Consider the following 11,827-nt stretch of genomic DNA (forward strand, 5'->3'; position numbering starts at 1 on the left):
ACGTCCAGGACGACCATCTTGGCCGCGCGGCGGGTGGCGCCGCCCGACTTGATCGTTCCGGCGGACGCGTCGGCGCCACGCATGAAGGAGACCGGACCGGACGATGTTCCTCCCCCCTGCACCGTCTCCCGGCTGGAGCGGATGCGGGAGAGGTTCAGGCCGGCGCCCGAGCCGCCCTTGAAGATCATGCCCTCTTCCTTGTACCAGTCGAGGATCGACTCCATGGAGTCGTCGACGGCCAGGATGAAGCAAGCGGAGACCTGCTGCGGCTGGGGCGTGCCGACGTTGAACCACACCGGGGAGTTGAAGCTGAAGATCTGGTGCAGGAGGGCGTAGGTCAGCTCGTGCTCGAAGATCTCCGCGTCGGCGGGCGACGCGAAGTAGTCGTAGTCCTCGCCGGCCTTCGTGTACGTCTTCACGATCCGGTCGATCAGCTGCTTCAGACCGGTCTCGCGCTGCGGGGTGCCCACCGCGCCGCGGAAGTACTTGCTGGTGACGATGTTGACCGCGTTCACCGACCAGAAGTCGGGGAACTCGACGCCGCGCTGCTCGAAGTTCACCGAGCCGTCACGCCAGTTGGTCATGACGACGTCACGGCGCTCCCAGCTCACCTCGTCGTACGGGTGCACGCCGGGGGTGGTGTGGATACGCTCGATAGAGATCTTGATCACGGCTCCTTCCTCCCGAGGCCCGCCGGCAGCGCCGAGTCGGCGACCACACTCAGCGCGGCATCCATGAGCACGAGCTTGCCCTCGAGCAGCGGCGCCACTGAAGCGACGAAGGCACGTAGCCGGGCCTCGTCCGTGTCGACGAGAGTCACCAGCACGGGGAGGGAGTCGCACATACTCAGGATGCGCGTCGTGTGCAGGATGCCGGATCTTCCGTAGCCCTCGATTCCGCGCATGGCGTTGGCTGTCAGGATGCCGAACTCGACAGCCCGTGCGACGAGCTCGGAGCTCAGCGGCTTCCGCTTCCATCGATCGTGTTCGTCCAAGTGAATGGACAGTCGCCAGGCTGACCCCATCAGTCCGCTATTCCCAGGGACTTGGCCGACCGCTGGTACTTGATGTCGGTGGTCACCCGTGTATCGAAGCGCTCGCACAGTGAGCGCGAAAGCTCCTTGATGAGCGACACCACCCTTGTGTCCCCGGCTATTTCGTCTGAAATGTGGGGATAGATCGCCAGCTCTACCTCGCTCACCGGTCGCACCGAGCGTTCGTCCTCGTGGAGGCGCAAGTTCGAGACGAACGCGCGGTCCAGGCTGCACCGGAGGGCGTCCTTGCCGTCCAGCCACACGAAGAACGTGTAGCGGTAGTCCTCCAGCAGAAGGGCCGGTGTCAGCTGCGTGGGGTCTATCCCGTGCTCCTTCTGGAGGAGGATGCCCGGGTGCTGGATGTCGGTACGGCGGAGCAGCTTGTACACGATGGAGACCGCCTCGTCCGAGGCCGGCGCATCCTGGATCGTGCTCTTCTCCGCGCCGTCGAATATGTAGCGGTAGTCCCGGCGCACGCTGTGCTCGTCATGGGCGCCCTTGTAGGCACAGAACGCGTGCGTGATCTTATTGCAGGAGGTCCGGAGCAGCGCTCCGGTCGGAAGGACCCGGTGGTCCGCAGTGTCGTAGTAGACCGCGGTGTTCAGGGGCGGTGACTTGCGGGCGTTCTCCTTCTCGGCGATCTGCGCGCCCGGCACCGCGGCGCCGATGGTGCGGGTGGCGTCATCGAGCCATGCGTAATAGTCCTGCTGGGACACGGAGTCCATCTCGATCTTCAGCGCGAGCTGGTTGAACAGCGCCGAGTTCCCGTTCTTGGTGTACACGGGCTCGTCGAGCACCTTCGGTTCGGCCATGGCGGTGGTTCCTCCTGGGACTCAGCGGGCGGTCTGGATCCGGTTGGCGAGACGGGAGATCTTCTCGGTGAGCTGCTCCGGCGTGAACATCACGTTCTTCATCGTGGTGTCGGTGCGCGGGTAGGCCGTGTTGAAGACGTTCGCGTAGCTCCTGACACGTGGGCTTCGGAGCACCAGGGTGCAGGTCATTTCGGTCCGGGGAAGCAGGACCCGGTGGATGCTCTCGTTCAGCAGGAAGTAGGACTCGCCGGCCGGCACCGTCGCCGGTTCGGTCGTGGTCAGCCCGGTCTCGCCCATGAACTCGTAGAAGTTGGACATGGTCGACAGGCCGACTTTCTCCGGGAAGTAGCGGTACTCCTGGAACGAGGGACCGTCCGAGGTGCGTGTGAAGTTCTCCGACACGAGATTGCCGACGAGGACGCTCGACCAGAAGCTGAAGCGGTGGTCGTGGATCATCTCGTCCTGGAGCTCCTCCTCGGTGTAGGGCGGGGCCCACAGGTGGAGAGTGAGGCGATACCCCAGGCTGTTTCCCGTGTCGATCAGAACGATCTTGTCGAAGTGGTTGACGTGCCGGTAGGAGCGGTCTGCGATTTCCTTGCGCAATGAATCACGCTCTATAGCCTCGCGCAGGATCGGGACGATGACGCCGGGGGCGCTCAGCGCCCTCATCATGTCGAGGTTACCTGCGACGGTATCCGTGTCCAATTTCTTCGGGAGATTCTCGACGATACTGTGCAACGTGTCGTAGTTGAGGTTCTCGCCGAGGATCTGTGCGCCGGTCAGGGGCATGTCTGAATCTCCTCCTCCATTACGCGCTTCAGGGTTGGTTCCGTAAACGCATCACGCTCATCCCCTGAGAGATGAACCCGTTGCACGATATGCCAGGTCAGCGGCGTGCGGCGAGGTACACCAACGGCCACCCCCTTGGTTCACTTGTTGCCATCGCATCTTTGCGTGAGAGTACGACGGTATTGAGGGGAGGCGGCCTGTTCCTGTCCCCCGAGAATGGTGGACTCGACTGGTAGGCCGTGGGGGAGTGAGTGTCCGAGGGCGCTGAATTTCGGGCCGAGGTAGGTTATTCGGAAGTGCTCTGCTCGGATTGGATAACTCTTCGCAAATACACGCTGAACGTCATTTCCCGGAATGGTGGGCGGCGTCGGCTGGAGCGTCTGACGGCGGGCCGCGGAGACCGGGTGTCGGTGCTGTTGTACTGCCGCTCCCGGCACACCCTCCTGCTCACCGGCCAGTTCCGGGTCCCTGTGCTGTTGGACGGGGACCCGGGCGGAACACTGATCGAGGCTCCCGGTGGCCTTCTGGACGGGCAGGATGCCGGTGAAGTGGCCGGCCGTGAGGCCGAGGAGGAGACCGGCTACCGAGTGAGCGGTTTGCTGCATCTCCTCACCACATACATGAGTCCGCAATTGAGTGACGAGAAGATGCACCTCTTCTTCGGTGAGTACTCCGCGGCCGGCAAGGTGTCGGACGGTGGGGGTCTGGCGTCCGAGGGAGAGGAGAACGAAGTTCTGGAGATATCGGCCGATGCGGGCCTTGACACCTTGATGCGGCAGCCCGTCGTCGATGGCAAGACCATGCTGTTGTTCCTCATGGCACATCGACTTGGGCTCATTCCCGAGTCAGGTGGATGCATTTCGTCGAAGGAGAATGGTGACTAGTTCTATCGTGCCGGGCACGGGCTCGGCAGATTGGCCGGACGCGGACCTGCTGGCTCTGCGTGACAGCCGGCCGCCGGACATCGAAGGCAGGAGCAAGAAACTGTGGCTGCTGTCCGACGGGAACTGTCTCGTCGAGATAATTCCCAGCCTGCGCAGCTTCACCTACAACCGGGACGAGATGGTCACCGACACCGGGCCCTTGCGTCTCGACTTCTATGAGCGCGTCGCTCCCCGGCTGGCCAAGGGCGGCGTGCGCACGGCGTTCACCCGGCGAGTCTCGGCCACTTGCTACCTCGCCGAGTACTGTCCGGCTCCGCCTTTCGAGGTGGTGGTCAAGAACCGCGCCGTCGGGTCCACCCTCGTGAAGTACCCCGGACTCTTCGAGCCGGAGCAGGTACTTCCCGCACCCGTGGTCAAGTTCGACTACCGCACGGATCCCGAGGACCAGCCGATCTCGGAGAGCTACCTCCGCGCGCTGAGGCTGCCCGTCGACGAATTCGTCCGGCTGGCCCTGGTGGTGAACGACACCCTCAAGTCCTGGCTGGACCCCATCGAGGTGTGGGACTTCTGCTTGATCTTCGGTTCGGCTCCCGATGGCGAACCCGTGCTCATTTCGGAGGTGTCCCAGGACTGCATGCGACTGCGGCACCCCGACGGTTCCTCCCTGGACAAGGACCTCTTCCGCAGGGGCGCCGGCCACGCGGAGATCACGGCTGCCTGGCGAAAGCTGCTCGATGAGCTCGACTGAGACTCCAGTGGCCCTGGTGACGGGCGCGAACCGGGGCAGTGGCAGGAGCATAGCCGCGGAACTGCATCGGCGTGGCCACCGCGTGTTCGGTCTCAACCGGACGCCGCTCAATGAGGAGTGGCTCACCGAGGTCCCCTGCGACCTCGCCGACCTCGGCCAGATCCACGCCGCCGTCGAGTGGGTTATCGAGCGGACGGGCCGTATCGACGTGTGCGTCTCCAATGCGGTCGACCGGGTGCTGGAGCCGATCGCGGCGATGCGCGTCGCGGACTGGGACCGGATGCTCGCGGTGAACCTCAGTGCGCACTTTCACCTGACCCAGGCGGTGCTGCCGGCACTTCGCGTGGGCAGGGGGCAGATCGTCTTCATGGGCAGCCATGCCGGGACCCGATACTTCGAAGGGGGCGTCGCGTACAGCGCGACGAAGGCGGCGATGACCGCCTTCGTCGAGACGCTCTTGCTGGAGGAACGCAAGAACGGAGTGCGTGCCTGTCTGGTTTCTCCCGGAGCCATCGCGAATCTGGAAGGCGACGATTCCCCGCACAAGATGACGGTCGATTCGATCGCCGAATGCGTCGCATCCATTGTCGGACTTCCCGATGATGTGGTGGTGGGGGAGATAGAGCTCCGGCCCGCCAGCCCTCTTCAGGCACCTGTCACCGGCATCGACCGGTTGCTTTACGTCTAAGGAGAACCCATGCTCTCCCTTGCTCTGCCTAAGGGAACTTCTCTGGAAGAGCGCACCCTGGACCTCTTCGCAAGGGCGGGCCTGGAGGTCAAGCGACCCTCGGGGCGTTCTTATCGAGGCAGGATCGAATACGGGGGCCCGATCCAAGTCGCGTTCTACAAGCCGCGTGAGATCCCGTTCGTGGTGGAAAGCGGGGCATTCGACTTCGGCCTGACCGGCGCGGACTGGGTTGAGGAGGCCGACGCGAAAGTCGAAGTCCTGCAGTCCTTCAATTATGCCAAGCTCACGAACGGGCCCTGGCGGATCGTTCTCGCCGTGCCGCTCGAGCACGAGGCTCAACAGATCGCGGATCTGAAGCGCGGGCTGCGGGTCGCCTCGGAATACGTCGGCATAGGTCAGCGGTTCTTCCGGGACGCCGGACTGAGCGTGGAGATGGTCCACTCGTACGGGGCGACCGAGGCCAAGATACCGGAACTGGCCGATGCGGTGATCGACGTGGTGGAGACGGGATCCTCACTGCAGCACAACGGCCTCCGGATCCTCCAGACCATTCGCACCTGCACCCCCCAGATCATCGCGAGTCCGGCGTCCGCCGCGGATGAGGCGAAAGGCGACCGAATCCTCAAGGTGATACGGATGCTGAACTCCGCGCACTCGGGCCCCGCGCGCATCCTGATGACGGTTCGGGTGCCCGCGGAACGGCTGCCTGCCGTCGTCCCCTGCATGCCGGTCGGGTCCTGGCGGGTGGGCGTGGATCTCGTCGATACGGACGTGTCTGTTCTGCAAGGTCTGGCACCTCGAAAAGGCCTCCCGGAAATGATGGATGCAATTCTGGAGGCCGGTGCGCTGGAAGTCGCCGAGTCGGACGTGCTCAAAACTGTGCCCAATTATCCAGAGCGCGATATGCCGAACAACAGATCCGGACGATGAGCCGAGTCCGGGTCGGTAGTGTGTGAGGACATGAGGCTGGCGGGTGCACGCGGTGTTACCTCCGCCCACTATCCTGACACTACGGAAGAATTGGGTAATCTGGGGCATGTTGGACGCATATCGAGAGTGCCTGCGGCAGCCGAAGGTGAAATACCTGCTCGCGACCAACCTGGTCGGTCGATTACCGAACGGGATGGCGCCCCTCGGAATCGCGCTTCATTTGCGTTCCGAAGGGGCGGGTTTCGGACTCGTCGGGGGCCTGACCGCACTGTACGGATTGTGCGTCGCCGTGGGCGGCCCCCTTCTCGGGCGGGCCGTGGACCGACGCGGCCAAGGGTTCGTGCTCATCGCCAGTGCCTTGGCATCGGCAACGGGTTTCGTGTGGCTGGTGCTGCAGGGCACCGCCCAGCCCCTGTTAACCGCGGCCGCGGTGGCCGTCGCGGGACTCTTCTCTCCCCCTCTCGAATCCTGCCTACGGGCCCTGTGGATCGGCATGCTGCCGAGCCGGCGGCTGTTGACCCCGGCCTTCGCCCTCGACGCTTCCCTCCAGCAGATCGTCTTCGTCAGCGGCCCTCTGCTGATCGTGCTGATCGGGTCGGTCTGGTCGTCGGGAACGGCGCTCCTCGTCGTGGCGGCGACCGTCGCCGGAGGCACCCTGGCATTCATCGCCCCTCCCGTCGTCCGCAATTGGCGCGGCGAACCGCACACCCCGGACTGGGCCGGACCGTTGCGTTCCCCGGAGCTGCGGCGGCTGCTGATCAGCCTGGGTTGTGTGGGCGTGGCACTCGGGGCCATCAACATCGGCGCCGTCGCCCACGAGGAGTACTCCGAGTGGCCGGGCCTCTCGGGTCTCCTGCTCGGCGTCAACTCCTTCGGAGCTCTGCTCGGCGGGCTCATCTTCGGAGCGCACACCTGGCGGACACCCGCCCACCGTCAACTGCGCTTCCTGCTCATTGGGATGGTCCTGTCGTTCCTGCCCTTGGCGCTTGTCCTGCCTCCGCTGCCCACTGCTGCCTTGATGTTCTGCGCGGGAGCCTTCCTGTCACCCGTGCTCACCTGTGGGTTCTCCATCGTGGGTGACCTGACGCCGGCGGGGATGGCGACCGAGGCCTTCGCCTGGGTGGTCACGGCTGTGCTCTCCGGCAACGCAGCCGGATCGTCGCTGGCAGGTCTGACAAGGCAGCACGCCAGCCTTGGATGGACTTTCCTCATTCCGGGCGTCGCCGCCGCACTGGCGATGGCGGTCGTCGCGAAAATCCGGATTCCCGAACGAGAAGGGTCGTTGGCACGTTGAAACGTCGGATGATCGTCTGCGACCTTGACGGAACCCTGCTGAACACCGCCGGCGAGGTGTCGCAGCGTACCCGGATGGCGATCCGCCGGGTGCAGGACGCCGGACACGTGGTCGTGATCGCCACGGCCCGCCCCGTTCGGGACACACGTGCGGTGGCCGCGGCCATAGGGGGCCGGTCTCTGGCCGTCTGCGGCAACGGCGCCGTGGTCTACGACTTCTGGCGCGACGCGCTCGTCCAGTACCACCCGCTGGACTGTACGAGGGCGGCCGCCGCCATGACAGCGCTCCGCGAGCGTTTTCCCCTCGTCCGTTTGGGCGCGGAGCAGGGGTTCGATCTGGTGCTGGAGGACGGGTTCGAGCTTCCCGCGGTCCTCGGCCACCAGGCCCACCGCCTGCCGAGGCTGGAGGACTCGCTCACGGCGGAGGGCTTCGGGAAACTGCTGGTGCAACTTGACGGAGCGGCAGGTCGGTACTGCGAGGCTGTCCGTGAGGCGCTGCCGGACTGCGAAGTCACGATCTCGGCTTCGCTGTTCTGCGAGGTCATGGCACGAGGTGTGACCAAGGCGAACGCGCTGAGGCTCGTCGCCAGGACGGTCGGCCTCCACAGCCGGGACGTGATCGCCTTCGGTGACATGCCCAACGACCTGCCCATGCTCCGCTGGGCCGGGCATGCCGTGGCCGTTGCCAACGCGCACCCCGATGTCCTTGCGTCGGTGGGCGAAGTGACGGGCTCGAACGACGATGACGGGGTGGCCAAGTGGCTTGAACAGATGGACGAGCCAGGCTGATCGGCCTTCTCGTGAAGTGAGTCGAGGAACGGTGACCAGGCCCGCACGGACTTATGGGAGCTCTCATGTCACTGAAAGTGGCGGACGTCGGACACGTCCTGCTGGCCCTGTGTGTGCTGCTGCTGGTGGCTCGTGCCGGCGGTCACGTCTTCAGACGCCTCCGCCAGCCGCCGGTCGTGGGTGAGATTGTCGGCGGAATCGTGCTCGGACCGTCGCTACTCGGCCTGCTCCTTCCGGATCTCCAGGCTTGGCTGCTGCCCGGCGAGGGGGCGGCGGCCAGCGCCCTGGGCATCTTCTACCATCTCGGGCTGCTGCTGCTCGTCTACCAGACGGGTGTTGGCATGCGCAGGTACACGACCGGGTTCGCCCGGCGCACCATCGCGGCCATCACCGTCGCGGGCCTCTTGATTCCTTTCGCCCTCGGCTTCTTGCTGGCCCGAGCGGTCGGCGTGGACGATCTCACCGGGCGTGCCGGCACGCCGGACTCCCTAGCACTGGTGTTCGGCATGGCGGTGGCGGTCACCAGCGTCCCCGTGATCTCCCGCATCATGTTCGACCTCAACATCATGGGGACACGGTTCTCCAAAATCGTCCTGACCGTCGCGGTCATCGAGGACATCGTTCTGTACGTCGTGCTCGCCATCGTCCTGGGCCTCTCTCAACGGAAGGGCGGTGATGTCTACGGTCTGCTGGCCGCCACAGGCATCGAGTCCACCGCGTGGACAGTGGTGTACTTCGCGGTGGTGCCCGGCCTCTTCCTGAGCCTCCTACTCTGGCAGGGCCCCAGGGCGATCGGCTGGTTCTCCAGGAAGCGAGGCGGTGCCTCCTCTGTCCAGTCGTCCGTCCTCGCCGACCGCCTCGTGCTCGTTTTCATTCTCTGCGCGTCGTGCATCGGGCTGGGAATCGACCCGATCTTCGGTGCACTCGTGGCGGGGATGTGCAGTCCTGAGGCGACGAAGGGCGAGGGGGAGGCCGTCACAGAGCTGAACTCGTTGGCCATGAATTTTCTGGTACCGGTGTACTTCGCGATCGTCGGGCTGCGGCTGGATCTCGTCAGACAGTTCGACTTTGCCTTCTTCGGTTGGTTCGCGGTCTTCGCCTGCGCGGCCAAGTTCGGCAGCGTGTGGATCGGCGCGCGCCTGGCCGGCGAAGAGGGTCGATCGGCGATCAACCTGGCGATGGCGATGAACGCCAGAGGAGGGCCCGGGATAGTCCTGGCGTCGGTGACGTACGAGGCCGGGGTGATCAACGAAAGCTTCTTCGTGTCGCTGGTGGTGCTCTCGATCCTGACCTCCCAGGCCAGCGGTGTCTGGCTGGGCCGCGCCGTCTCCCGTGGATGGATCGAAACCCTGCCCCACACACCCCGCTCGCCCGAACCCACGGCAACGCAACCCCATGCGCTCCTCCGGAGCGAGGTCGGAACGAAAGGCCGGAACTCACCGTGAAGATACACATGGCGCGGCACGGCCAGTCACAGTGGCAGATCGAGCCGACTGACGATCTCGACACCCCGTTGTCCGCTACAGGATGGTCGCAGGCCCGCCTGCTCGCGGACTGGCTCGCCGAGCACCCGGCACTGGACGCGGGAGGGCGCCTGGACGTCGGAAGCATGGTGACCAGCCCCCTGAAACGAGCTCGGGAGACCGCCGCTTGCGTGTCCAGGACCCTCGGTCTGCCGGCTCCGGTGCTGCCGAACCTGGCTGAGGCGCCGTTTCACGTCGTGGACGAACTGCCACTTGCCGAAGGGCCCTTCGCTCCTCGGCTCGATCCTGTGCCAGCCTTCCCCGAACGGTACGTCCTGTTCCGCAGGCAGGCCGAGTCGGCCCTCTTCGAGCTTGCCCAATGGGCCGAGGAGACGAAGGCGCCTGTTCTCGCGGTGACGCACGGTGGGCTCATCAAAACGGTACTCAGAGTCGCTCTGCAGACAGACCTGACCTGTTTTCAGGTGTACAACGCCTCCATTACGTCGCTCGAATGGAGGAAGGGCAGGTGGCGTGTCTCGCATCTCAGCCTGTGGGACCACCTGCCGGTCCCGCTGCGGACCCTCTGACCCGTGACCCGGCTATCACTGGAGTGTGGCATGAGTGATCAACTGTGCCGACTGAGCGTGCATTTGACCGGCGGACCGATGTGGCGGCACACGCCCAAGGCCTTCGAGATCGTGCGCAGGGCCCGCAAGCTGGGTATGGCCGGGGCCAGCGTGTTCGAGGGCGCCGACCTCCCGCTCGAGGAGCGGGTGCTCACCTCGATGCTGCGCGTGGTCAGGCGGCATCCGCTCACCGTGGTGGTCGTCGACCGAGAGGAGAAGGTGCGGCAGCTCGTTCGGGACCTGTCCAGGACTCTCGACGACACGGTGGCCACCCTTGAACTGGTGGAGCGGATCCCGACCGGTCACTGATACGAGCGGCCGGGACGACGCAGCATCACTGTGTAGTCGTCGCCGGCGCGGCCCGCCTCGAGGGCACTGCGGATCCAGGTCAGAGTGGCCTCGCCGAGAGGAAGCGATATCCCGTTGGCTGCCGCCGTACCGAGGATGAGGTGCGCGTCCTTGGCTGCGAGATCGAGTGTGAACCGCGGTGGGTAGGCATCCTTCACCAGCGATGGACGGCGCCTTTCGGCCTGCGCGGCGAGTGGAGTCGCGGCCAGCACGTCGAAGGCGGTGGGAGCTGGAAGTCCGAGCCCCACCGCCAGGTCCAATGATTCGCCCAGCAGTGCCAGCACACCGAACAGGGCTCCGTTGGCCACGAGTTTGGCCGAAGTGCCGGAACCGGTCCCGCCCACTGCCTGCACCGGGCCCAGCTCCTGGAGCAGGGGCGTCCAACGGCGCACGAGATCGGGCGTGCCGCCGGCAAAGATGGTGAGCGTCCCGTTCCGGACCGCATCCACGCTGCCCATGACCGGCGCGTCCAGCAGGCCGACGCCCTCTGGCAGTTCCTGCTCGAGCCAGCGCATCGAGGCGGGAGAGACGGTGGACATCTGCATCACCGTGGTGACTCCAGCCCTCGCGCCGCGAGCGACACCGTCAGGACCGCTCACCACGTCACGCAATGCCGTGTCATCGGCCACCAGGATGACGGCTGCATCCGCGTCGGCGACGGCGCCCGCCGGGCTGCTTGCGACGGCCATGCCATCTGTCAGCGCCCTCGGCGCCGGTCGGCTCCGGTTCCACACCGTGACCTCGTGCCCGGCGAGCGCGAATTTGTGGGCCACGGCCGTGCCCATGCGGCCCAGGCCAACCACCGCCACGCGGCTCACTTGGGCACGCCCTGCGTACACAGCACGCTGTTCGCATACCCGCGAACTCCCGTTACCTCGAGGCCGAACCAGCTGGGTGGGGCGAAGGCGAGCGCCGCCTCCTTCGATCCGAACTCCACCTCCACGGTTACCAGGCCCTCCAGATGACCCTCGAACTCGTCGACGCACGCCACATGGCCGGACTCCAGTGCCAGGAGCCGGCGTGTTTTGGTCACGCGGGCGCCCTCGGTGGCCGGCCACAGCACGTCGAAACGCCTCGAGTCGATGACGACCTCGAATTCCTCCCGTGCCAAGCCGATGCCCTTCTTCACGGTCAGGGAGTAGACGTCCCCTTCCTGTCGTATCCGAGCCTCCTCAACGTCACCGCGCACCAGATAGCCCTGCCGGACCTTGAGCGGCGGTGTGTCATGGAAAGGCACTCTGTCCGCGATGAGGAATTTACGCTCGATCTCCACAGCCATGGTCCGATGTTGAGTGCCGCTCGCGCGGGGAGACAGGTGCACGAAGGTGGTGCTCTGAAGAGCTGGCCGAAGGGCTACTCCCACGGAGGTCGTCGTAGGGCTACTTCTAGGCTGTCCGGATTGAGTGTAGAAACGTCACAGCCTC

Annotated in this window: 14 protein-coding genes and 1 pseudogene; 9 read left to right on the plus strand and 6 right to left on the minus strand. The window is 65.4% G+C overall.

What is annotated here, in order from left to right:
* The 4 genes and pseudogenes from ACGFYQ_RS10635 to ACGFYQ_RS10650 form a co-directional block, all read right to left on the minus strand.
* Positions 1–671, minus strand: a pseudogene (locus tag ACGFYQ_RS10635) (vitamin B12-dependent ribonucleotide reductase); the annotation flags it as partial.
* A complete protein-coding gene (locus ACGFYQ_RS10640; protein WP_393742162.1) occupies positions 668–994 on the minus strand; it encodes a DUF190 domain-containing protein in 327 nt (108 codons plus the stop codon). The pseudogene ACGFYQ_RS10635 and the gene ACGFYQ_RS10640, both read right to left, overlap by 4 nt.
* Positions 995–1,023: 29 nt before the next feature.
* Positions 1,024–1,845: a hypothetical protein gene (locus tag ACGFYQ_RS10645; protein WP_393742164.1), complete on the minus strand. Its 822-nt coding sequence runs from the start codon at positions 1,843–1,845 to the stop codon at positions 1,024–1,026.
* 21 nt (positions 1,846–1,866) lie between these two features.
* Complete coding sequence (locus ACGFYQ_RS10650) at positions 1,867–2,634, minus strand: hypothetical protein (protein ID WP_393742166.1); 768 nt, start codon at positions 2,632–2,634, stop codon at positions 1,867–1,869.
* A gap of 251 nt (positions 2,635–2,885) precedes the next feature.
* Here ACGFYQ_RS10650 and ACGFYQ_RS10655 point away from each other — a divergent pair, with 251 nt between their 5' ends.
* The 9 genes from ACGFYQ_RS10655 (at position 2,886) to ACGFYQ_RS10695 (ending at position 10,364) form a co-directional block, all read left to right on the plus strand.
* On the plus strand, positions 2,886–3,518 hold the full coding sequence (locus ACGFYQ_RS10655) for an NUDIX domain-containing protein (RefSeq protein WP_393742168.1): 633 nt from the start codon (positions 2,886–2,888) through the stop codon (positions 3,516–3,518).
* Entirely contained in the window at positions 3,508–4,266 is a 759-nt protein-coding gene (locus ACGFYQ_RS10660; protein ID WP_393742170.1) for a phosphoribosylaminoimidazolesuccinocarboxamide synthase, read from the plus strand. Before ACGFYQ_RS10655 ends, ACGFYQ_RS10660 begins: the two co-directional genes overlap by 11 nt.
* A gap of 16 nt (positions 4,267–4,282) precedes the next feature.
* Positions 4,283–4,954, plus strand: a complete 672-nt coding sequence (locus ACGFYQ_RS10665) for an SDR family oxidoreductase (protein WP_393742172.1) — start codon at positions 4,283–4,285, stop codon at positions 4,952–4,954.
* A 9-nt stretch (positions 4,955–4,963) separates the two neighbouring features.
* Positions 4,964–5,884, plus strand: a complete 921-nt coding sequence (hisG, locus tag ACGFYQ_RS10670; protein ID WP_393742174.1) for an ATP phosphoribosyltransferase — start codon at positions 4,964–4,966, stop codon at positions 5,882–5,884.
* A 145-nt stretch (positions 5,885–6,029) separates the two neighbouring features.
* The gene (locus ACGFYQ_RS10675; protein WP_393742176.1) at positions 6,030–7,178 is read left to right on the plus strand and encodes an MFS transporter; all 1,149 of its coding nucleotides are present in this window, start codon (positions 6,030–6,032) and stop codon (positions 7,176–7,178) included.
* Positions 7,175–7,966: an HAD family hydrolase gene (locus ACGFYQ_RS10680; protein ID WP_393742178.1), complete on the plus strand. Its 792-nt coding sequence runs from the start codon at positions 7,175–7,177 to the stop codon at positions 7,964–7,966. The genes ACGFYQ_RS10675 and ACGFYQ_RS10680 overlap by 4 nt, the downstream gene beginning before the upstream one ends.
* Before the next feature lie 65 nt (positions 7,967–8,031).
* Positions 8,032–9,411: a cation:proton antiporter gene (locus tag ACGFYQ_RS10685; RefSeq protein WP_393742181.1), complete on the plus strand. Its 1,380-nt coding sequence runs from the start codon at positions 8,032–8,034 to the stop codon at positions 9,409–9,411.
* Positions 9,408–10,016 carry a histidine phosphatase family protein gene (locus ACGFYQ_RS10690; protein WP_393742183.1) on the plus strand — a complete coding sequence of 203 codons (609 nt, stop codon included), beginning with the start codon at positions 9,408–9,410 and terminating at the stop codon, positions 10,014–10,016. The genes ACGFYQ_RS10685 and ACGFYQ_RS10690 overlap by 4 nt, the downstream gene beginning before the upstream one ends.
* 30 nt (positions 10,017–10,046) lie before the next feature.
* The gene (locus ACGFYQ_RS10695; protein ID WP_393742185.1) at positions 10,047–10,364 is read left to right on the plus strand and encodes a DUF190 domain-containing protein; all 318 of its coding nucleotides are present in this window, start codon (positions 10,047–10,049) and stop codon (positions 10,362–10,364) included.
* On the opposite strand, the gene ACGFYQ_RS10700 is transcribed toward ACGFYQ_RS10695, so the two are convergent.
* Entirely contained in the window at positions 10,358–11,221 is an 864-nt protein-coding gene (locus ACGFYQ_RS10700) for an NAD(P)-dependent oxidoreductase (RefSeq protein ID WP_393742187.1), read from the minus strand. The two genes, ACGFYQ_RS10695 and ACGFYQ_RS10700, sit on opposite strands and share 7 nt — an antisense overlap.
* Entirely contained in the window at positions 11,218–11,682 is a 465-nt protein-coding gene (locus tag ACGFYQ_RS10705; protein WP_393742189.1) for a CYTH domain-containing protein, read from the minus strand. Before ACGFYQ_RS10705 ends, ACGFYQ_RS10700 begins: the two co-directional genes overlap by 4 nt.
* Between the last annotated feature and the right edge of the window lie 145 nt (positions 11,683–11,827).

The organism is Streptomyces sp. NPDC048258 (genome assembly GCF_043201995.1).
Lineage (GTDB): Bacteria > Actinomycetota > Actinomycetes > Streptomycetales > Streptomycetaceae > Streptomyces.

What these genes read in the sequence shown, in the direction of transcription:
- ACGFYQ_RS10645 (WP_393742164.1), bottom strand. Translation starts at nt 1,845, where the DNA reads ATGGCCGAACCGAAGGTGCTCGACGAGCCCGTGTACACCAAGAACGGG.
- ACGFYQ_RS10650 (WP_393742166.1), bottom strand. Translation starts at nt 2,634, where the DNA reads ATGCCCCTGACCGGCGCACAGATCCTCGGCGAGAACCTCAACTACGAC.
- ACGFYQ_RS10660 (WP_393742170.1), top strand. Translation starts at nt 3,508, where the DNA reads ATGGTGACTAGTTCTATCGTGCCGGGCACGGGCTCGGCAGATTGGCCG.
- hisG (WP_393742174.1), top strand. Translation starts at nt 4,964, where the DNA reads ATGCTCTCCCTTGCTCTGCCTAAGGGAACTTCTCTGGAAGAGCGCACC.
- ACGFYQ_RS10685 (WP_393742181.1), top strand. Translation starts at nt 8,032, where the DNA reads ATGTCACTGAAAGTGGCGGACGTCGGACACGTCCTGCTGGCCCTGTGT.
- ACGFYQ_RS10695 (WP_393742185.1), top strand. Translation starts at nt 10,047, where the DNA reads ATGAGTGATCAACTGTGCCGACTGAGCGTGCATTTGACCGGCGGACCG.
- ACGFYQ_RS10705 (WP_393742189.1), bottom strand. Translation starts at nt 11,682, where the DNA reads ATGGCTGTGGAGATCGAGCGTAAATTCCTCATCGCGGACAGAGTGCCT.